Annotated in this window: 21 protein-coding genes; 8 read left to right on the forward strand and 13 right to left on the reverse strand. The window is 68.7% G+C overall.

All coding sequences use genetic code 11. The features are described 5' to 3' along the window. Nucleotides 1-66 precede the first annotated feature (66 nt). Entirely contained in the window at nucleotides 67-363 is a 297-nt protein-coding gene (locus OMP43_RS04050; protein WP_280278453.1) for a GIY-YIG nuclease family protein, read from the forward strand. Nucleotides 364-412: 49 nt separating this feature from the next. Here the strand turns inward: OMP43_RS04050 and OMP43_RS04055 are convergent, their stop codons facing one another. The 6 genes from OMP43_RS04055 to miaA all read right to left on the reverse strand — a co-directional run bounded on the left by OMP43_RS04055 (nucleotide 413) and on the right by miaA (nucleotide 6094). Beyond that, nucleotides 413-1015, reverse strand: coding sequence for a TMEM175 family protein (locus OMP43_RS04055; protein ID WP_280278454.1), 603 nt, complete (start codon nucleotides 1013-1015; stop codon nucleotides 413-415). A 250-nt stretch (nucleotides 1016-1265) separates the two neighbouring features. Further along, nucleotides 1266-2285, reverse strand: coding sequence for a ketol-acid reductoisomerase (gene ilvC, locus OMP43_RS04060; RefSeq protein ID WP_086128978.1), 1020 nt, complete (start codon nucleotides 2283-2285; stop codon nucleotides 1266-1268). A 39-nt stretch (nucleotides 2286-2324) separates the two neighbouring features. Further along, entirely contained in the window at nucleotides 2325-2819 is a 495-nt protein-coding gene (locus OMP43_RS04065; RefSeq protein WP_280278455.1) for a hypothetical protein, read from the reverse strand. Then, a complete protein-coding gene (gene ilvN, locus OMP43_RS04070) occupies nucleotides 2816-3331 on the reverse strand; it encodes an acetolactate synthase small subunit (RefSeq protein WP_280278456.1) in 516 nt (171 codons plus the stop codon). The genes OMP43_RS04065 and ilvN overlap by 4 nt, the downstream gene beginning before the upstream one ends. Nucleotides 3332-3335: 4 nt before the next feature. Next, nucleotides 3336-5084 (reverse strand): acetolactate synthase 3 large subunit, encoded by a 1749-nt coding sequence (locus OMP43_RS04075; RefSeq protein ID WP_280278457.1) that lies wholly within the window; start codon nucleotides 5082-5084, stop codon nucleotides 3336-3338. 80 nt (nucleotides 5085-5164) lie between these two features. Beyond that, nucleotides 5165-6094: a tRNA (adenosine(37)-N6)-dimethylallyltransferase MiaA gene (gene miaA / locus OMP43_RS04080; RefSeq protein WP_280278458.1), complete on the reverse strand. Its 930-nt coding sequence runs from the start codon at nucleotides 6092-6094 to the stop codon at nucleotides 5165-5167. Here miaA and serB point away from each other — a divergent pair. After that, nucleotides 6087-6965 carry a phosphoserine phosphatase SerB gene (gene serB / locus OMP43_RS04085; RefSeq protein WP_280278459.1) on the forward strand — a complete coding sequence of 293 codons (879 nt, stop codon included), beginning with the start codon at nucleotides 6087-6089 and terminating at the stop codon, nucleotides 6963-6965. The two genes, miaA and serB, sit on opposite strands and share 8 nt — an antisense overlap. 36 nt (nucleotides 6966-7001) lie before the next feature. Here the strand turns inward: serB and OMP43_RS04090 are convergent, their stop codons facing one another. From OMP43_RS04090 to OMP43_RS04105, 4 genes are all read right to left on the reverse strand, one after another. Beyond that, on the reverse strand, nucleotides 7002-8432 hold the full coding sequence (locus OMP43_RS04090) for a glycosyl hydrolase family 28-related protein (protein WP_280278460.1): 1431 nt from the start codon (nucleotides 8430-8432) through the stop codon (nucleotides 7002-7004). Between the two features lie 87 nt (nucleotides 8433-8519). Beyond that, nucleotides 8520-9218, reverse strand: coding sequence for a hypothetical protein (locus tag OMP43_RS04095; protein WP_280278461.1), 699 nt, complete (start codon nucleotides 9216-9218; stop codon nucleotides 8520-8522). Between the two features lie 20 nt (nucleotides 9219-9238). Next, a complete protein-coding gene (locus OMP43_RS04100) occupies nucleotides 9239-10033 on the reverse strand; it encodes a MipA/OmpV family protein (RefSeq protein ID WP_280278462.1) in 795 nt (264 codons plus the stop codon). A 44-nt stretch (nucleotides 10034-10077) separates the two neighbouring features. Beyond that, complete coding sequence (locus OMP43_RS04105) at nucleotides 10078-11028, reverse strand: SPOR domain-containing protein (RefSeq protein WP_280278463.1); 951 nt, start codon at nucleotides 11026-11028, stop codon at nucleotides 10078-10080. A 177-nt stretch (nucleotides 11029-11205) separates the two neighbouring features. Between OMP43_RS04105 and OMP43_RS04110 the strand changes: the two genes are divergently transcribed. From OMP43_RS04110 to OMP43_RS04130, 5 genes are all read left to right on the forward strand, one after another. Then, a complete protein-coding gene (locus OMP43_RS04110; RefSeq protein WP_280278464.1) occupies nucleotides 11206-11919 on the forward strand; it encodes a ParA family protein in 714 nt (237 codons plus the stop codon). Further along, nucleotides 11919-12500 carry a hypothetical protein gene (locus OMP43_RS04115; RefSeq protein ID WP_280278465.1) on the forward strand — a complete coding sequence of 194 codons (582 nt, stop codon included), beginning with the start codon at nucleotides 11919-11921 and terminating at the stop codon, nucleotides 12498-12500. The genes OMP43_RS04110 and OMP43_RS04115 overlap by 1 nt, the downstream gene beginning before the upstream one ends. Before the next feature lie 11 nt (nucleotides 12501-12511). Further along, nucleotides 12512-13882, forward strand: coding sequence for an SPOR domain-containing protein (locus OMP43_RS04120; protein WP_280278466.1), 1371 nt, complete (start codon nucleotides 12512-12514; stop codon nucleotides 13880-13882). Between the two features lie 139 nt (nucleotides 13883-14021). Continuing rightward, the gene (locus OMP43_RS04125; RefSeq protein WP_280278467.1) at nucleotides 14022-14207 is read left to right on the forward strand and encodes a hypothetical protein; all 186 of its coding nucleotides are present in this window, start codon (nucleotides 14022-14024) and stop codon (nucleotides 14205-14207) included. Further along, nucleotides 14204-14596 carry a DUF1801 domain-containing protein gene (locus tag OMP43_RS04130; RefSeq protein WP_280278468.1) on the forward strand — a complete coding sequence of 131 codons (393 nt, stop codon included), beginning with the start codon at nucleotides 14204-14206 and terminating at the stop codon, nucleotides 14594-14596. The genes OMP43_RS04125 and OMP43_RS04130 overlap by 4 nt, the downstream gene beginning before the upstream one ends. Before the next feature lie 234 nt (nucleotides 14597-14830). On the opposite strand, the gene OMP43_RS04135 is transcribed toward OMP43_RS04130, so the two are convergent. Together OMP43_RS04135 and OMP43_RS04140 are read right to left on the reverse strand one after the other, a co-directional pair. Further along, the gene (locus OMP43_RS04135) at nucleotides 14831-15997 is read right to left on the reverse strand and encodes a dihydroorotase (protein WP_280278642.1); all 1167 of its coding nucleotides are present in this window, start codon (nucleotides 15995-15997) and stop codon (nucleotides 14831-14833) included. 169 nt (nucleotides 15998-16166) lie between these two features. Beyond that, a complete protein-coding gene (locus OMP43_RS04140; protein WP_280278469.1) occupies nucleotides 16167-17156 on the reverse strand; it encodes an aspartate carbamoyltransferase catalytic subunit in 990 nt (329 codons plus the stop codon). A gap of 152 nt (nucleotides 17157-17308) precedes the next feature. Between OMP43_RS04140 and OMP43_RS04145 the strand changes: the two genes are divergently transcribed. Continuing rightward, nucleotides 17309-18097 carry a hypothetical protein gene (locus OMP43_RS04145; protein ID WP_280278470.1) on the forward strand — a complete coding sequence of 263 codons (789 nt, stop codon included), beginning with the start codon at nucleotides 17309-17311 and terminating at the stop codon, nucleotides 18095-18097. Nucleotides 18098-18127: 30 nt separating this feature from the next. Here OMP43_RS04145 and ruvX read toward each other — a convergent pair whose 3' ends face one another. Further along, nucleotides 18128-18589, reverse strand: a complete 462-nt coding sequence (gene ruvX, locus OMP43_RS04150; RefSeq protein ID WP_280278471.1) for a Holliday junction resolvase RuvX — start codon at nucleotides 18587-18589, stop codon at nucleotides 18128-18130. Between the last annotated feature and the right edge of the window lie 7 nt (nucleotides 18590-18596).

Below are 18596 nucleotides of genomic sequence, written 5' to 3' on the forward strand. Positions count from 1 at the left end.
TCGTTGGGGGAGGGCGGACTTTATCTTTCCCCGGCGAAGGCCGGGGCCCAGACTTGGAGTCTGAGCGTGGAGCTACGGGGTTATGCCTACATCATGGCCAGCGGGCGAAACGGCACGCTGTATATCGGCGCGACCAGCGACCTCGCGAAGCGAGCCTGGGAGCATCGGAACGGAGTGGTCGAGGGCTTCACCAAGAAATATGGGTGCAAGCTGCTCGTCTGGTATCAGGCCTTCGAGAGCCTCGAAGCGGCACGACATCGCGAGAAACAGATGAAAGAGTGGAAACGCCTCTGGAAGCTGCGCGAGATCGAAACGATGAATCCAGATTGGGACGATCTCTACGATCGGATCGCCACGCCCTAGAATTCAAGCCTGGGCCCCGGCCTTCGCCGGGGAAAGAAGTAGCTCCGCCTTACTCTCCGAACAGCGCGTCGATCGGGCTCTTGGGCAGGAACCACAGCACCGCCACCAGCGCCGCGCAGGCCAGCCCCGCCCAGGGCGAGACGAAGGTGAGGGCGATGCCGCTCGCATAGATGGCGGAGGCCACCGCGCCCTTGCGCAGGGTGCGGTGGTGATAGGCCTGCGCCGCCGCGTCCTGCCGGCCGGTGCGCCGGATCACCGCCTGGAGCCACACATAGGCGAAGCTCGGCAGCATCATCACGCACATATAGACCAGCGCCGCGTCATGCGTAAAATGCTGCTCGCCCAGATAGGCGGTGGCGAAGGGCACCAGCGACAGCGTGAAGAGCAGGGCGATATTGGCCCAGAGCAGGTCGTTGGTGATCCGCGTGGCATGGGCGAACATGCGGTGGTGGTTCACCCAGTAGATCGCGACATAGGCATAGCTGAGCACATAGGCGGTGAAGACCGGCCATAGCGCCCAGAGATGCGCCAGCCCCGGTTCCTCGGGCGCCTTCATCTCGAGCACCATGATCGTGATGATGATCGCGATCACGCCGTCGGAAAAGGCTTCCACGCGATTGACGCCGCCCCGGCCTTCGTCGGTCTCGTTCAAGTCAGCCCCCGTTCCTCGCTGCGGTTGCGATGCTTATAGTCCGATATCGCGCCGCGGGAACCGTCCGGCGGGAAGGAACGACACGCCTCCGCCGGGCTTTGTCAGGCGTTTCCCCGCCTGTTGGCCGACCGGGCGCATGGGGCCCGGATGGGCGCTTGGCGGCCCGGGCGATCCCGCGGGCAATGTCCGGTGGCTGTCGCAGCGGCTGGCGCCGGGCCTCTGTCAAAGCCCGGCGCCGCACGCCCTCTCCTTAATTCTTTTCCTTGTCTACCAGCTTGTTGGCGCCGATCCACGGCATCATCGCGCGCAGTTCGCTGCCGACCTGCTCGATCGGGTGGCGCTTGGCGGCGATGCGGCTGGCCTTCAGCTCGGGCTGGCCGGCGCGGTTGTCGAGCACGAAGTCCTTGACGAAGCGGCCCGACTGGATGTCGGCCAGCACGCGCTTCATTTCCTTCTTGGTCTCTTCGGTGATGATGCGCGGGCCAGTCTTGATGTCGCCATACTCGGCGGTGTTCGAGATCGAGTAGCGCATGTTGGCGATGCCGCCCTCATACATCAGGTCGACGATCAGCTTGAGCTCGTGGAGGCATTCGAAATAGGCCATTTCCGGCGCATAGCCGGCCTCGACCAGCGTTTCGAACCCGGCCTGGACCAGCGCGGTGGCGCCGCCGCAGAGCACGGCCTGCTCGCCGAACAGGTCGGTCTCGCATTCCTCGCGGAAATTGGTCTCGATGATGCCCGAACGGCCGCCGCCCACGCCGGAGGCATAGGCAAGCGCGAGGTCATGCGCGTTGCCGCTGGCATCCTGGTGGATGGCGATCAGGCAGGGGACGCCGCCGCCGCGGACATATTCGCTGCGCACGGTGTGGCCCGGGCCCTTGGGCGCGATCATGATCACGTCGATATCCGCCGGGGCCTCGATCAGGCCGAAATGGATGTTGAGGCCATGGGCGAAGGCGAGGGCGGCACCGGGGCGCAGATTACCCTTGATGTCGTTCTCCCAGATCGCGGCCTGGTGCTCGTCGGGAGCGAGGATCATCAGGATATCGGCCCAGGCGGCGGCTTCCTTGTTCGGCAGCACCTTGAAGCCCGCGCCCTCCGCCTTCGCGGCCGAGGCCGAGCCGGGGCGCAGCGCGATGGCGACTTCCTTCACGCCGCTGTCGCGCAGGTTCTGCGCATGGGCATGGCCCTGCGAGCCATAGCCGAGGATGGCGATCTTCTTGCCCGAGATCAGGTTCAGATCGGCATCGCGATCGTAATAGACACGCATTGATATAGCCCTTTTTTGCTTTAGCCGGTGTTGGTCGGTTTATTTCGGCGGCCAGACGCCGTCGGACACGTACGAAAGCTCGTATTTGCCCTTGGCGGTATTGGCCGAGCATTCAACCTGGATCGGCCCCTTGTGGGGGTTGGTATAGGTGCATTGGCCCTTCGCCTTGATTTCGACGGGCGGGGAAGAAAGATCGGTCCCGGTCAGAATGACGGACCTGAGCGCTATGGTGGCGACATCGCCCCTGGCGGCGCTGTCCCTGCCGCGAAACGATATGCTGCCCTTGCCTTCCATGGTCGCGAGGAAGGTGGAATTGCCACTTGCGAACGCGATGTTGATCAGTTGCTTATCGCATTCGGGCGTCCGATCGCCCTCCGGGGTCGTCAAGCGGTTGCAGGCGCCATTCATCTTGAGGACCGATTGCCCCGCGAGCATGTCCTCAAAGCCGGGCGTTCCGGCCGGCGGGGCTGTCTGCGCGTTCACGCCGTTGCTCACGGCCAACAGGCCGATCGCTACCAGACCTCTCGTGATCATGCCGCCTCGGCCCCTCTCGCGATCGCGACGATCCCGGTGCGCGCCACCTCGACCAGGCCGAGGTCGCGCATCAGCTCGACGAACTTGTCCAGCTTCTCCGATCCGCCGGTGACTTCGAAGACGAAGCTCGCGGTCGTCGCGTCGACCACCCGGGCGCGATAGACTTCGGCCAGGCGCAGCGCCTCGATCCGGTGCTCGCCGGTGCCCGCCACCTTCACCAGCGCCAGCTCGCGCTCGACATGCGGGCCGAAGGCAGTGAGGTCGGTCACCTTGTGCACCGGCACCAGCCGTTCGAGCTGGGCGATGATCTGCTCCATCACCGGGGCCGACGCCTCGGTGACGATGGTGATGCGGCTGATCAGGTCGTCGTCGCTGATCTCCGACACGGTAAGCGAGGAGATGTTGTAGCCCCGCGCCGTGAACAGGCCGGCGATCCGGGCGAGGATGCCCGGCTCGTTGTCGACGATGACGGCGAGCGTGTGCCGCTCGGCTGCTTCTTCCTTGATATGCATGGGATCAGACCAGCGCCTTGGCTTCGTCGTCCATCTCGCCCGAGACTTCGGCCGATTGGAGCAGCATTTCGGTATGGGCGGCGCCCGACGGGATCATCGGGAAACAGTTGGCGAGCTTGGCCACCATGCAGTCCACCAGCACCGGCCCGTCATGCGCGAGCATCTCGGCGATGCCGGTGTCGAGCTGGTCGCGCGTCTCGATGCGGATGCCCTTCCAGCCATAGGCTTCGGCAAGCTTCACGAAATCGGGCAGCGCGTCGCTATAGCTCTCCGAATAGCGCGACTGATAGGTCAGCTGCTGCCACTGGCGGACCATGCCCATATATTCGTTGTTCAGGATGAAGATCTTGACCGGCAGGCGATATTGGGTCGCCGTCGCCAGCTCCTGGATGTTCATCTGGATCGAGGCTTCGCCGGCGATGTCGATCACCAGCGCGTCCGGATTGCCCAGCTGGGCGCCGATCGCGGCCGGCAGGCCATAGCCCATCGTCCCCAGGCCGCCCGAGGTCAGCCATTTGTTGGGATCCTCGAAGTCGAAATGCTGGGCGGCCCACATCTGGTGCTGGCCGACTTCGGTGGTGATGATCGGCGCCTTGTCCCGGGTCGCTTCCCACAGCGCCTTGATGGCGCGCTGGGGCATGATGACCTGGGGATCGGCTTCCTGGAAATCCAGGCAACGGGTCTGGCGCCAGCCCTGGATGCGGTTCCACCATTCGGTCAGGTCCGGACGGGGATGCTTGCGAAGCTGATACGCGTCGATCATCGCCTGGAGCGCCCGGCCGACGTCCGCCACGATGGGCAGGTCGACCCGGACGTTCTTGTTGATGCTCGACCGGTCGATATCGACATGGATCTTCGCGCTGTTCGGCGAAAAGGCATCCAGGCGGCCGGTGACGCGATCGTCGAAACGGGCACCCAGCGCGATGATCAGATCGGCCTTGTTCATCGCCATATTGGCTTCGTAGGTGCCGTGCATCCCCAGCATGCCCAGCCATTTTTCGTCCGAGGCGGGGAAGGCGCCGAGGCCCATCAGCGTCGAGGTGACCGGCGCGCCGGTGATCTCCGCGAGTTGGCGCAGCAGGCGCGCGGCCTCGGGGCCGGAATTGATGACTCCGCCGCCGGTATAGAAGATCGGCCGCTCGGCCGCGGCCAGCATGTCGACCGCCTTCTCGATCGCCGCCGCATCGGGCTCGACCTGGGGGCGATAGGTCTTGTGCGAGATCGGGGCGTTCTCGCCGCGCCGCGCGGTCGCGACCTGGACGTCCTTGGGAATGTCGATCACCACCGGGCCCGGCCGGCCCGAAGTGGCGATGTAGAAGGCCTCGCGGATCGTCGGCTCCAGCCGCGCGGGGTCCTTCACCAGATAATTATGCTTCGAGCAGTGGCGGGTGATGCCGACCGTGTCGGCCTCCTGGAAGGCATCGGTGCCGATCAGGCCGGTGGGGACCTGGCCGGTGATGACGACCATCGGGATCGAATCCATCAGCGCATCGGTGATGCCGGTGACCGCGTTGGTCGCGCCCGGGCCCGACGTGACGAGGACGACGCCCGGCTTGCCCGTGGCCCGGGCATAGCCCTCGGCCGCGTGCGTCGCCGCCTGCTCGTGGCGGACGAGAATATGCTTGATGCGATCCTGCTTGAAGATGGCATCGTAGATCGGGAGCACCGCGCCGCCGGGATAGCCGAACACGACTTCCACACCGAGATCGCACAGCGTCTCGATCAGGATGTCTGCTCCACTCTTCTCGGTCACATCGGCCTCCGTTGGTTGCAGTGCAAAACGCACCGCCGAAGGGCGCTGCTAGCTGCACGAAAACTACGCGTCAAGCCGCATTATAGTAATTTTGTTTCGAATTGCTCAATGAGTCTGTTCGTTTGTGTCTCGTTCGTGCGCTCCCACTCGGGCGGAGGCTGGCGGCGGAACCAGGTATATTGGCGCTTGGCATACTGGCGGGTGGCGAGCGAGCCGGCGAAATGCGCCTCGTCCATGTTGCTCTCGCCCGAGAGCGCCAGGCCGATCTCCCGCACCCCGATCGCGCGCAGCACCGGGGCGTCGTCCGGTATGTCGGTACGGGCGAGCAGCGCCTCGACCTCCTTCCGCGCCACCTGGACCATGTGGCGGAAGCGGCGATCGATCCGGTCGGCGAGCCAGGTCTTGTCGGGCAGCAGGATCAGCGCGGCGATGCGCACCTCGCCGCCGATGCCGCCGTGGCGCTCCGCCTGCCATGTGCCGAGCGACTTGCCGGTGGAGCGGACGACTTCGAGCGCGCGGGACACGCGGGCGGTGTCGGCGGGCTTGAGCCGGGCGGCGGTCTCGGGGTCGTGCCGGGACAGCTCGGCATGCGCGTCGGCGACTGCCATGGCGCGCACCGCGGCGCGGATTTCCGGATCGATCTCGGGCACCGGTGCGATGCCCTCGACCAGGGTGCGCAGATACATGCCGGTGCCGCCGACCAGGATGGGCAGGCGGCCCGCCGCATGCGCCTCGGCGATGGCGCAGCGCGCCTCGGCCGCCCAGCGCGCGGCGGAATAGGCTTCGGCGCCGTCGACATGGCCGAACAGGCGGTGCGGGGCGCGCTTCTCCTCCTCGGCCGACGGGCGGGCGGTGAGCACGCGGAGGTCGGCATAGACCTGCATCGAATCCGCGTTGATCACGACGCCGCCATGCTTTTCGGCCAGCGCGAGGGCGAGCGCGGACTTGCCGCTCGCGGTCGGCCCTGCGATGAGCGCCACCAAAGGCAGGTCAGGGGATCCGATGTTCATTGCGACGCTTATAGCAGAGGGTTTGACCGCGGGGCAGCTTTCCGAGGCGGGTGACCGGCTGGCGGCGGCGGGCTGTGCGCCGGGAGCGTCGTGCTGGATCGACGCGGGGCGAGCGGCCGATCTCGAATTCGCCCTGCATCCCGATGCCGCGCGCGCCGCGCTGGAAGGCGCGTTCCCGGCCTGCGACGTGGCGGTGCAGCCGGCCGCGGGGCGGGAGAAGAAGCTGCTCGTCGCCGACATGGATTCGACGATGATCACCGTGGAGTGCATCGACGAGCTTGCCGATTATGCCGGGATCAAGCCGCGGATCGCGGAAGTGACCGAGCGCGCGATGCGCGGCGAGCTGGATTTCGGCGCCGCGCTCGACGCGCGAGTGGCGCTGCTGAAGGGGCTTTCCGAAAGCGCCATCGACCAGTGCCTGGCCGAGCGGGTGAAGCTGATGCCGGGCGCGAAGGCGCTGGTGCGGACGATGCGGGCGCGGGGCGCGACCTGCGTGCTGGTATCGGGCGGGTTCACGCGCTTCGCCGAGCCGGTGGGCGCGGAGATCGGCTTCCACCGCGTCATCGCGAACCGGCTGGTGATCGCGGACGGCGCGCTGGACGGGACGGTCGAGCGGCCGATCGTCGACAGCAACACCAAGCTGGAGACGCTGCGCGCGGTGCGGGGCGAGCTGGGGCTGGCGATGGACGGAACGCTGGCGGTGGGCGACGGCGCCAACGACCTGGCGATGATCCGCGAGGCCGGGCTGGGCGTGGCCTATCACGCCAAGCCGATCGTCGCGGCGGCGGCGGGCGTGCGGATCGACCATGGCGACCTGACCGCGCTGCTCCATGCGCAGGGGATCGCGGCGAAGGATTGGGTGGAGGGCTGAGGCTCCTGCGCGCGAACGCGCAGGAGCGGAGCGGAATCAGCTATTCCTGGCCGATACGTACAGGAACTGCGGATCCGCCTGCGCCAGCGGACCACCGGCATCGATATAGGTGTAGAAGCGGGCATTCGCTGCGGTCTGGCTGCCGAGCGTGATCGAGCCCGGATGGCCGGACGCGTCGGTGTTGAGCGACGCCGCCAGCGCATAGTCGTTGCTTCGGAAGGGCTTGTCCCAGTTGACCAGATAGTCGCCCACGCCGACGCGGACCACCGAGGCACCCTGGCCGCCATCGATCACCATTTGGGTGCCGTCCCAATGGAACTTCACCCAGGGTTCGGCATGCGCCCCGTCATAGAGCGTGAAGGCCGGGCCGAACGAAGCCTTGGACGTTTCCACCGGCGGGGTGGCTGGATCGTTGTCATGGTCGGTGAACTGCGGCTCGGCTTCGTATCCGGTCACGATGTTCCTCCGCCCATTGTCCACCATTTGTGCGGCGAGCGACGAATAGGCGAAATAGGGAAGCGCGATCCGGTTGTTCTGCGAGCTGTTGCCGAGATAGAGGAAATAGTCGAGCTGGGGCACGCCACCCGTCCGGTCCTGACCCTCGATATAGCCGTCGGCCATGTGATTGTTATACCCCTCGACCCGGAGCAGGAAGCTGGGGTTGGCGTTGCCGGTCTGCTTGACCACGGCCTGCAGGGTGTTGCCGCGCCATGCATTGCCTGTGGCATAGGGGCTTTCCTGGACAAGGATGTGGTGCCCGGCCTGAAGGTCGCAAGTATCGATCGTGGTCGCATGCGCCGCGGAGAGCGGGCAGAGATCGCCGTCGTCCTGGGTGATCAGCTTGTACGCCCCCCAGACCGCGCAGTTGCGGATCGTGTTCACTTCTCCGCCGGCATAGGGCTTCAGCTTGTCCGGCCCGGGCAGCGTGACGCCGCTGCTGATGTTGCCGATCACGATGCCATAGCCCTGGACGTCATATTTGTAGTCGGGCGTCTTGAGTTTGCTCAAAATGCCGTTTTCGGGCGCGAGATTGCCGACATGCACGCGCTCGACGATCGAGCGGGTGATGTTGCGCAGATCGATGCCGATCTGGATTTCGGTGGTGGTGATGCTGCCGGCTGGATGCGTCAGGACCACGCCGAAGTCGCGGAGCACCACGTCGGTGACATAGTCGTTCGTGGCGTTCGGACTGAAGGCGCGGCGGAGGATCGATCCGCCGCCATAGGCAGCGAGTTGCGCGATGGAGCCGCCGCCGTGCAACGCGTGCAGGATAGTGGCGCCGCGCCCTTCGCCGACGATCTGGCTGCCCGTCCGCAGCACCAGGCCGACCGACGGATCGATCCGGTAGACGCCGGCAGGAATGAAGATCCGGCAGTGGTCGTTCAGTGCTGCCTGGATCGCGGCGGTGTCGTCGGTCGCCCCGTCGCCGGTGGCGGAATAGGGGGCGTCCTTCACATTGACTGTCATGATTATCGTCCTCGCTTGTCGACAGGCCCGAATTGCCTTTCGAACAAAACAAGAACATTTCATTCTCCAACATTGCAAGCGTGCCGGCTAAACCCCCAGCCAGCGAAAGGCGCGGGCGACGACCGCGCGGGCATCCTGCTCGGCAGGCGCCCCATGCGCGATCACGAGCTTCTCCGCCGGCCAGTCGAGGACGCGGCGCATCGCGGCCCGGGCGGCGGGGCGGTCGGAAAAGGCATAGCGGAACTTGCGGGGGACCCGGGGTTCGGGCGCGGTCATCCCGTCGAGCCGGGCGACGATGGCGCGCCATCCGGCGAACCATCCGCGCGGGAAATGCTGGATCAGGTCGGTGAACAGCAGCGTGCGGCTCGCCCGGTGGAAGAAAGCCAGCTCGGTCGTTATCCGATTGCCTGGGATCGCGATCTGGTCGACTTCGCCGTCCCAGGCGAAGCCGGGCCCGTCCGCCAGATCGCGGGCGAAGCGCAGATCGGGGTGTCGCGCGGCGAGGCAGGGCGGGGCGTGGAGCGCGGCGTGCGGGAACGCGCCCTGCCATTCGCCCAGGAAGCGATCGTGCAGGCCGTTGGGCGCGATGAGGTGCCGCACCTCGCCGAGCGCCGTGATCGCGCCGTGCAGCGCGTCGGACAGCGCGATCGGCGACCAGAGGAAGAGCGTGCCGTCGCGCAGCCGCATCACTGCCATCCGTGTGGGGTAGCGAAAGCCCGCGACCGCCACGACCGGGCCGTCCGCCAGCCAGATCTCCGGGCCGAAGCGATGTAGCGTGCCTTCCATCGCCGCGGACTCCCTGCCGGTCAGCGCACGCCCTTGCCGAAGGTGAAGCTGAGGCCCAGCCCGCCGGAGAACTGGTTGCGGCTGCCGATCGGCCCGCGCGAAAGCGGCGAATCGGCGCCGTCGCCCACCAGCCGATCATAGCGGGTATAGCCGTACAGGCCCCAGCGGCGGGAGAATTGCCAGGTCGCGGTGCTGCTCACGCCCAGCGCATGGACCGCGCCGCCATCGGCCCGGTAGACCGGCAGGCCGGTGCGGGCGGCGACGGCGGGCGTGACTTCGAAATAGGCGCGGCGATATTTCGCGTCCGACAGCGTGATGCGCGGACCGATCGAGACCAGCCATTTGTCGCCGTCACGGGTAACATAGTCGAGCCCGACGCCGCCGATCACGCCGCCATGGCCGTTGATGCCCTTGCGCAGCTCGGCATGGAGGCGCAGCGGCTTGGCGAGCCAATATTGCGCATAGCCGCCCAGCTCGATCGTGGTGCTGACCTCGTCGATCGGGGCGCCGGCCTCACTCCGGCGGCGGGAACCCTGGAAGTTCGCGGCGGGGCCGAACTCGAACCCGCCCTTGTCGAGCAGCGCGAAGCCGAAGCTGTCGTCCGCCGCGACGAAGGGAAAGGGCGCATCGCCGCGCGCCGTGGCGACATCGAGCATCGGCGTGAGCTGCAGCTTGTCCGCGCCGGGATAATTGGGCGAGAGCTGCGGGCCGAGCGAGACGCGGTAGCGGCGCGGCGGCTTGGGTTCTTCATCCTGTGCGTGCGCGGGCAGGGCAATGGCGAGCAGCGGCGCGAGCGCGAGGAAACGGATCATCATGCTCGAACGCCCCTACACGCATCCCTGTTGCAGGTGCGATATGATTATTGGCCGACCGGCACGCAAGGGCTCACGCCGCGGCAGGCGCCGGCGGCCTCGCCCCGGCTGGCATAGGGGCCGACCAGCACCTTGGTGAGATTGCCCGCCTTGACATAGGCGACCTGCCGGCCCGGGAAGCGGGCGCCGACCTGGCCCCAGAGCTTGCGGGCATTGGCGGGATCGCCGAACGCGCCGAGCTGAAGGCGCCAGCCGCCGTCGCGGATGGGCGCGGCGGCGGGCGCCGGCGGGTTCGCGGCGACCTTGACCGGGGCGGGCGGCGGGTTGGCGCCGGTGCGCGGCGGGGTGCGGACGGGCGTGGAGCGCGGCGGCGGCGTGGCGGCGGTTTCGACCGGGGGCGGTGCCGCGCCGGGCAGGGGGGCGCGGCTCGCCTCTTCCTCATATTTGCGGGCCAGGGTGAGGCCCGCCTGGCGATCCTGCACCGTCATGTACTTGTCCATCTGCGCGATAGCGCTCGAGGCCTCGGCCAGGCCCGATTGCGAGGCGCGGGTGACCAGCCCATAGGCGCGCACCCAGTCCTTCTGGACCACGTCGCCGTTGAAATACATCGTGCCGAGCACGTATTGCGCGCGCGGATCGCCGCGCCCGGCGGCCCGCTGGAGCCAGGGCGCCGCCTTGTCGCGCTTGCCATTGGCGAAGAGGGCGAGCGCGTAGCTCGCCTCGGCCTGCTCATGGCCCTGCGCGGCGGCCTTGGCGTACCAGAGCTCGGCCTGGTTCAGATCGGCGGCAACGCCGCGGCCGAGCTTATAGGCCTGGCCGAGGTTGAACTGCGCATCGGCATCGCCCTTCATCGCCGGGCTGCGCCAGCGATCGACCGCGCCCTTATAGTCGCCGCGCTCCCAGGCCTCGACCCCGGCCTTGACCGGATTCTCCTGCGCGAACGCAAGCGGGGCGGCGAGGGCCATCCCGGCAACAGCGATCAACCCGAGAAGCTTCATGCGACCTTCGACTCCCGCCCCGGCAAGATTGGATAAATGCCAGTTAACCATCGTTTGTGAAAGAAATCCTTACCCGGTCTCACGTACGGGGAATCCCGGGGCGGAACGCCGTTAACGCATTCTTAGACGCCGCCATGGCATCCCCACCCTCGGGTAACTGGTATTTCGAGGGGGTTCATGCGCGTTCTCGCGATGGCATCGCAGAAGGGCGGATCCGGCAAGACGACCTTGTCGGGCCATCTCGCCGTGCAGGCGGAGCGGGCCGGGTGCGGCCCGGTCGTGCTGATCGACATCGATCCGCAGGGCTCGCTTGCCGATTGGTGGAACGAGCGCGAGACCGATCTGCCGGCCTTCGCGCAGACCACGGTCGCGCGGCTGGCCTCCGATCTCGAGATCCTGCGCCAGCAGGGCTTCAAGCTCGCGGTGATCGACACGCCGCCGGCCATAACCATGGCGATCCAGAGCGTGATCGCGGTGGCCGAGCTGATCGTGATCCCGACGCGTCCGTCGCCGCACGACCTGCGCGCCGTGGGCGCCACGGTCGATCTGTGCGATCGGGCGGGCAAGCCGCTGATCTTCGTCGTCAACGCCGCGACGCCCAAGGCCCGGATCACCAGCGAGGCCGCGGTGGCGCTGTCGCAGCACGGCACCGTCGCGCCGATCACGCTGCATCACCGCACCGATTTCGCCGCCTCGATGATCGACGGCCGCACCGTGATGGAAGTCGATCCGAACGGCCGCTCGGCCGGCGAGGTCGCGGCGCTGTGGACCTATATCAACGACCGGCTGGAGAAGAACTTCCGCCGCACCGTGTTCGCGGCGCCGGCCGCGGTCAATCAATTCGGCGCGCCGCGCCCGGCTGGCGGCTTCGGCCGCAGGGTGGTGAGCTGATGTTCGGCACCCCCAAACCCACCGCCTCGCTCTCCTCGAGCCTGCTCGCCCGCAAGGGCCAGGCACGCCCGGCGATGCGTCCGCAGGGCTTTGTCGGCCTCAATCCGGCGACTGCCCAGGAAGATCTCGGCTGGAACGACATGGGCGATGAACATGCCCATGCGCACCACCCCCAGGCCCAGCAGTTCGTGCCCGAGCCCGTGCCGGTACCCGCGCCCAAGCCGCAGGTGCTGCGCCAGATCGAGCAGCTCGACGAGCGGTTCAGCGCCCCCGAGCCGGTCGCCGCCCCCCCAGCGCCGGCTCCCATGGCCGTGACCGCGCCGCCGGCCGCTCCGGTCGCGCCGCGTCCGGCCCTGGCCCCGGCCGCCGCCGAACGGCTGGCCCGCGAAGTGGCAAGGAAATCCAAGGCGGCGTTCACGCTCCGTCTCGACAATGACCGGCATCTGCGCCTGCGCCTCGCATCGGCGGTCACCAATCGTTCGGCGCAACAGCTCGTGACCGAGGCGCTCGACGCCTTTCTCGAATCGCTGACCGAGGTCGAGACGCTCGCGCGTCAGGTCGGCCCGGCCGGGAACCGTTGAAGGAACGGATGATGAAGACCCGTAGCAAGCTCGTGATCGGCCTCTCGGCGCTCGCAGCCGGCGGCACGCTGGCGGCCGGCATCGCGACCCAGGGCTTCGTGCTCTCGGCCTTCGCAACCGATGCGCCCAATGCGAAGAAGGCGGCACAGGAAGCCGGCCAGGCGCACAAGGCAATCGCTCGGCGCAAGGCGGGCGACGCGGTCGCGCATGCCGAGGCGGCGGTGGCCAATGATCCGCAGAACGCCGAATATCGCGCGCTGCTGGGCCAGGCCTATCTGCTCGCCGGCCGCTTCGCTTCGGCCAACCAGGCGCTGGGCGATGCGCTGACGCTCAATCCGGGCGACGGGCGCGTTGCGCTCAACCTCGTCCTCGCCAAGATCGCCGGCGGCGACTGGCCGGGCGCGCGGGCGATGCTGCAGGCGCATGAGGACACCATCCCCGCCGCCGATCGCGGCCTGGCCTTCGCGCTGGCCGGCGATCCGGTGAAGGCGGTGGAGATATTGGGGCCGGCCGCCCGGGCCGAGGACGCCACCGCCAAGACTCGCCAGAACCTCGCGCTCGCGCTCGCGCTCTCGGGGCGCTGGGCCGAGGCCAAGCAGGTCGCCGCGGTCGACGTGGCGCCCGACCAGATCGGCGCGCGCATGATGCAGTGGGTGAACTTTGCCCGCCCGACCAACGCCTATGATCAGGTCGCCTCGCTGCTGGGCGTGACGCCGGTGCAGGATGCCGGCCAGCCGGCCCGCCTCGCGCTGGCGCAGCAGAACGTGATGCTCGCCGCCGCCGCGACCCAGCCGGTGCAGACCGTGCCGGCGCAGGACGCGGTCGACAGCTATATGCCGGGCGTTCCGGCCAATGCCCAGGCAGTCGCGGCCGAGACCGGCGGTGCCGCCGCCGCCGCTTCCCTCACCGCGACGGCCGCCGTCGAGGTCGCGCCCGTCGCCGGCACCAATGGCGGCGTCGTGTTCGGCCCGCGCGAGGAAGTGGTGCAGGCGGTGCCCGCCGCCGCGGTCCGCGCGTCCGTCGCCACTGCATCGCCGGGCGCACGCGTGCCGGCGATCGAGAAGGCCGCGGCGGCCAAGCCGTCGCGCGGCAATTTCTATGTCCAGCTCGGCGCCTATGCGAGCCCGGCGGTGGCCCGGGATGCATGGAACCGCTTCGGGCACCGGGTGCCGGCGCTTTCGGGCCAGACTCCCCATGGCGCCAAGGTCTCGACCCGGGCGGGCAGCTTCTATCGCCTGTCGGTGGGCGGCTATGGCCGCGGCGACGCCGATGCGCTGTGCCGCCAGGTGAAGGCCAGCGGCCAGACCTGCTTCGTGCGCACCGGCGCGGGCGACGCGCTGGCGGCCTGGGCCAAGCCCGGCGTGCGCCTGGCTTCGCGCTGAACAAGTTTCCCTCTCCCATCGGGAAAAGAGAGGCCGGGGCGGCGACGCCTCGGCCTTTTTCTTGCGCTTGACGAACCGATAACCTCTTGGTTATGGAAAATGCATAGCCATCGGGTTATGTATTTTGGGAGAGGCAGCCATGATCCGCCGGATTCATCGTTGGACCGGAATCGTCTTCAGCATCGCGGCGATCGTGAACATCGTCGCGGTGATCCTCGGGAGCAACGCGATGTGGCTGGGGCTGGTCGCGGTGATCCCGTTGCTGGTGTTGCTGCCGACGGGGCTCTACATGTTCGCCCGGCCCTATCCGGCGAGGAACGCATGAGCGCAGACAAGACCGCCGCCGAGCAGATCGACGCCCGCATCGCCGCGCTGGACGACTGGCGTGGCGCGACGCTCGCCCGGGTGCGCGAGATCATCCGTGAAGCCGACCCCGAGGTGGAGGAGACGTGGAAGTGGCGCGGCGTGCCGGTGTGGGAACATGCCGGCATCCTCTGCACCGGCGAGACCTACAAGGCGGCGGTGAAGCTGACCTTTGCCAAGGGCGCGGCGCTGGCGGATCCCAAGGGGCTGTTCAATTCGAGCCTGGACGGGAATGTCCGCCGGGCGATCGACATTCATGAAGGCGAGGCAATCGATGCCGAGGCGCTGAAGGCGCTGATCCGCGCGGCAGTGGCGGCGAACCTGGCCAAGCCGGCGCGGGGGAAGAGGTAGGGCAGGATTCTCCCGAACCGTCCCCCGGCCTTGTGCCGGGATGACGCGATGGGCCGGCGCGGGGCGGGAGCCGCCTGTTTCCGTTCCGGTTCAGGCCCGGCCGGGCCGCTCGATCCACCAGCTGTGCCCGGCCGCCGCTCTACTGACGAGGCCGAGCGCGCCGATCAAGGCATAGGCGCGATCGCTTTCCCGGCCGAAGTGCCGCAGGATCGCGGTGGCGAAGCCGCCGCGGGATCATGCGCGATCGATCTCCCGCCCGCCCTTGAAGACGCGGTGGACCTTGCCCTGCACCGGCAACCCGTCGAACGGCGTGTTGCCGGCGCGCGCCTTCATCTTCGCGCCATCGATCGCCCAGGGCGCGTCGGGATCGAACAGGATGAAGTCGGCGGGCCTGCCGGGCTCCAGCGTGCCGGCATCGAGGCCGAGGATGCGCGCCGGATTGGCGGCGAGCAGCTGGAAGAGGCGCTCCAACGTCAGCACTTCGTCACGGACCAGGCCGAGCGACAGGGCGAGCAGCGTCTCGGCGCCCGACATGCCTTCCTCGGCATCGGCGAAGGGCAGGCGCTTGCCCTCGGGCCCGCGCGGATCATGGCCCGAGGCGAGCACGTCGATCGTGCCGTCGGCGAGCGCGGCGCGGACGGCCTGGCGGTCGGCGTCGCTGCGCAGCGGCGGCGAGAGGCGGGCATAGGTGCGATAGTCGCTGACGTCGATGTCCGAGAGCAGCCAGTGCGCCGGGGTAACGCCGCAAGTGACCTGCACGCCGCGGCGCTTGGCCTGGCGGATCAGGTCGAGCCCGGCGGCGGTAGTGACCTGGCGGAAATGGATGCGGGCGCCGGTATCCTCGGCGAGCATCGTGTCGCGCGCGATCGCCAGGGCCTCGGCAATGGCGGGGGCGGCGGCGAGGCCGAGCAGCGTCGCGGTGAGACCCTCGGTCGCGACCGCGTCGCCCGCGAGCCCGCCATCCTCGGCATGGGCGATCACGGTGAGGCCGCAATCGCGGGCATAGGCGAGCACCTTGCGCATCACGCCCGCGTCGGCGATCCAGCGGCGGCCCGTTGCGACTGCCTTTGCTCCGGCGCCGGCGTTGATCGCCATTTCGGCAAGATCGGTGCCCTGAAGGCCGCGCGTGGCGGCGGCGAGGGGATGGACCCACAGGTCGGGCTTTCCCATCAGCGCGGCGCGGCGGATGATGCCGGGATCGTCGAGGATCGGCGACTGATCGGGCATCAGGCCGACGCGCGTGATGCCGCCGGCGCGGCAGGCCGCGCGGTCGACCGCGAAGACGCCCAGGTCGACGATGCCGGGGGCGAGGGTGAGGCCCTTGCCGTCGATGGCCTCCGCGGCGGCGGTTCCGGCGATGATGGTTTCGCCGTCGAAGGCGAGGCTGGTGGCGCCGCCGATGACCTTGACGTTCTCAATTACGCGGCTCACGCGACAATTCCTTCGGCATCCCAGCGACCCTTGTCATCCCCGCAAGGGCGGGGATCCAGGGCAACAGGGCGGCGACCTTCGTGACTCTGGATCCCCGCCCTTGCGGGGATGGCGGAATAGGGAGAGGGGGCGCTTCGCATCATGCCCAGCCCTCCACGCCGCGCTCCGCCCTGGTGAGGACGTCGAGGCAGGCCATGCGGACGGCGACGCCCATCTCGACCTGCTCGGTGATCGCGCTGCGCTCCGGATGGTCGGCGATGGCGCTGTCGATCTCGACGCCACGGTTCATCGGGCCGGGGTGCATGACGAGCGCGTCGGGCGCGGCAAGGGCCAGCCGCTCGGGCGTGAGGCCGTAGCGGGCGTGGAATTCGCGCGTGGAGGGGATGAAGCCGCCGGCCATGCGCTCGTTCTGGACGCGGAGCATCATCACGACATCGGCGCCTGCCAGCGCGGCATCGAAATCGGTGAAGGGCGTGACGTAGAGCCCCTCGATCGCCGGGGGCATCAGCGTGGAGGGCGCGACCACGCGCACCTCCGCGCCGAGCGCAGTCAGCGCCAGCATGTTCGAGCGGGCGACGCGGCTGTGGAGCAGGTCGCCGCAGATCACCACGCGCTGGCCGGCCACCGCGCCGCGGCGGCGGCGGATCGTCAGCGCGTCGAGCAGCGCCTGGGTGGGATGCTCGTGCCAGCCGTCGCCGGCGTTGAGCACCGGGCAGTCGACCTTGTCGGCGATCAGCTGCACCGCGCCCGAGGCCATGTGGCGGATCACGATCACGTCGGCGCGCATGGCATTGAGAGTGACGGCGGTGTCGATCAGCGTCTCGCCCTTCTTCACGCTCGACTGGGCGGCATGCATGTTCACCACGTCCGCTCCCAGCCGCTTGCCGGCGATCTCGAAGGAGAGGAGCGTGCGGGTCGAATTCTCGAAAAAGGCGTTGATCTGGGTGATGCCCTCGAGCCGCCGGTCGCTGCGCGCGCGCGTGCGGTTCGCTTCGATCCACTGCTCGGCCTCGTCGAGCAGGAACATGATCTCATGCGGCTGGAGGCCCGCGATCCCGGTGAGGTGCCGGTGCGGGAAGACGGCGCGGCCCTGTATCTGGGCAGCGGGGCGATGATCGGAGGCTTGCATTAAAGCCGTCGCCTAGACCCGCCGGGCCGGCGAGGCAAGCCGTGAGGCGGGGAGAGTCTCGCATCTGCCGCAAATGCCGGATAGGAAGTCCGCCGCGTTGCGTTTCGGGGGGAGCGTTGGTGCAGGGCTGGTGGGCTGTCTTTGTTGGTTGGATGACGCGCGATCCCGCGTGGCTGGCGGCGTTCCAGGCCGGAGCGTTCTTCTTCGCGCTGGGGCTGGGGCTGGTCCTCGCGCTGCTGCCCTGGTGGCTGGCCCGGGTGGAGCGCGCGCGCTGGCGGCCGCTGCGGCGGATGCTGGCGCTGGCCGCGTTGCAGGCGCACCGCGATTGCGGCGAGAATGTCGTCGCGCTGTCCCGCCAGTTCTTCCGCGAGAATGCCGGCGCGCCGCTCGAGCGGCTGATCCGGGCGCGGCGGGCGATCGAGCGGCAGCAATCGGACGGCGCGCGCTTCGCCCGGCTGGTCTCCGTCTATGCGCCGGCGGTGGATGCGCGCCATGCCGCGCTGCTCGCCGACACCGCGGCGCTGACCGAGCTGGCCGAGCGCACGCTTGCGGGACTCACCCGGCTCTATCTCGGGCAGGCGATGGTGCGGGTAGGGGCCAATGCCGTGCATGGCGACGATCAGCTCGGCTATGCGCCCGCGCAGCTCGTCTCGCTTTCCTATGTCGCCGAGATGGAGGCGCTGGCGGACGGCTTCGCCGATGCGGCGGCGGGGCATCGCGCGCGTACGGAAGCGGCGCTCGGGCGCCGGGCGCGCAGGGCGGCGCGGGACGAGCTGGGCCGGGTCGGCGCGGACGTGGCGATGCTGGGCGCCGATGTGCGCCGGTTCTGCGGGAAGCTGCAGGCGACGGATGCCGGGGACCCGACCTACAAGACGCGCGACCGCGGCGAGCGCGGCGGGCGCACGCTGGACGGGCTGATCGCGCGGTTCGATCGGGGCTGAGCCTCCACCCTTTCGGGCGGAGCGTGCCGGTCAGGCGTTCACCAGCGCGTCGATCGCCGCCTGGAGGATATGGGCGGCGGCCATGTTGTCGATCATCCCGGCGCGGCGGGCGCGGCTGAAGTCCTGCTCGATCAGCGTGCGTTCCACCGCGACGGTGGACCAGCGCTCGTCCCAGAGCAGGATCGGGAAGCCCAGATCGTCCATGTTGCGGGCAAAGGCGCGGGTGGACTGGGTGCGCGGACTGTCCGTGCCGTCGAGGTTGAGGGGCAGGCCGATGACGATGCCCTTCACCTGCTGCGCGGCGATCAGCGCCTCAAGCGCGGCCTTGTCCTTGGAGAATTTGGTGCGGCGGACCAGCTCGGCCGGGCTCGCGAAGCTCCAGCCGGCGTCGCACAGGGCGGTGCCGATCGTCTTGGTGCCGACGTCGAGGCCGATCAGGCGGCCGCCGGTGGGCAGGGCGGCGCGGAAGTCGGCAGGGGCGGTGGTGATCATCGGGCGT

The organism is Sphingomonas sp. CBMAI 2297 (assembly GCF_029870595.1).
In the GTDB taxonomy this organism is placed as follows: Bacteria; Pseudomonadota; Alphaproteobacteria; order Sphingomonadales; family Sphingomonadaceae; genus Sphingomonas.

Excerpts from the sequence above, each read along its gene's own strand:
- OMP43_RS04120 (WP_280278466.1), top strand. The coding sequence starts at position 12,512 with ATGAAGACCCGTAGCAAGCTCGTGATCGGCCTCTCGGCGCTCGCAGCC.
- miaA (WP_280278458.1), bottom strand. The coding sequence starts at position 6,094 with ATGAACATCGGATCCCCTGACCTGCCTTTGGTGGCGCTCATCGCAGGG.
- OMP43_RS04115 (WP_280278465.1), top strand. The coding sequence starts at position 11,919 with ATGTTCGGCACCCCCAAACCCACCGCCTCGCTCTCCTCGAGCCTGCTC.
- ilvN (WP_280278456.1), bottom strand. The coding sequence starts at position 3,331 with ATGCATATCAAGGAAGAAGCAGCCGAGCGGCACACGCTCGCCGTCATC.
- OMP43_RS04105 (WP_280278463.1), bottom strand. The coding sequence starts at position 11,028 with ATGAAGCTTCTCGGGTTGATCGCTGTTGCCGGGATGGCCCTCGCCGCC.
- OMP43_RS04125 (WP_280278467.1), top strand. The coding sequence starts at position 14,022 with ATGATCCGCCGGATTCATCGTTGGACCGGAATCGTCTTCAGCATCGCG.
- OMP43_RS04145 (WP_280278470.1), top strand. The coding sequence starts at position 17,309 with ATGACGCGCGATCCCGCGTGGCTGGCGGCGTTCCAGGCCGGAGCGTTC.
- ilvC (WP_086128978.1), bottom strand. The coding sequence starts at position 2,285 with ATGCGTGTCTATTACGATCGCGATGCCGATCTGAACCTGATCTCGGGC.
- OMP43_RS04065 (WP_280278455.1), bottom strand. The coding sequence starts at position 2,819 with ATGATCACGAGAGGTCTGGTAGCGATCGGCCTGTTGGCCGTGAGCAAC.
- serB (WP_280278459.1), top strand. The coding sequence starts at position 6,087 with ATGTTCATTGCGACGCTTATAGCAGAGGGTTTGACCGCGGGGCAGCTT.
- OMP43_RS04110 (WP_280278464.1), top strand. The coding sequence starts at position 11,206 with ATGCGCGTTCTCGCGATGGCATCGCAGAAGGGCGGATCCGGCAAGACG.
- OMP43_RS04140 (WP_280278469.1), bottom strand. The coding sequence starts at position 17,156 with ATGCAAGCCTCCGATCATCGCCCCGCTGCCCAGATACAGGGCCGCGCC.
- ruvX (WP_280278471.1), bottom strand. The coding sequence starts at position 18,589 with ATGATCACCACCGCCCCTGCCGACTTCCGCGCCGCCCTGCCCACCGGC.
- OMP43_RS04095 (WP_280278461.1), bottom strand. The coding sequence starts at position 9,218 with ATGGAAGGCACGCTACATCGCTTCGGCCCGGAGATCTGGCTGGCGGAC.
- OMP43_RS04090 (WP_280278460.1), bottom strand. The coding sequence starts at position 8,432 with ATGACAGTCAATGTGAAGGACGCCCCCTATTCCGCCACCGGCGACGGG.
- OMP43_RS04100 (WP_280278462.1), bottom strand. The coding sequence starts at position 10,033 with ATGATGATCCGTTTCCTCGCGCTCGCGCCGCTGCTCGCCATTGCCCTG.
- OMP43_RS04130 (WP_280278468.1), top strand. The coding sequence starts at position 14,204 with ATGAGCGCAGACAAGACCGCCGCCGAGCAGATCGACGCCCGCATCGCC.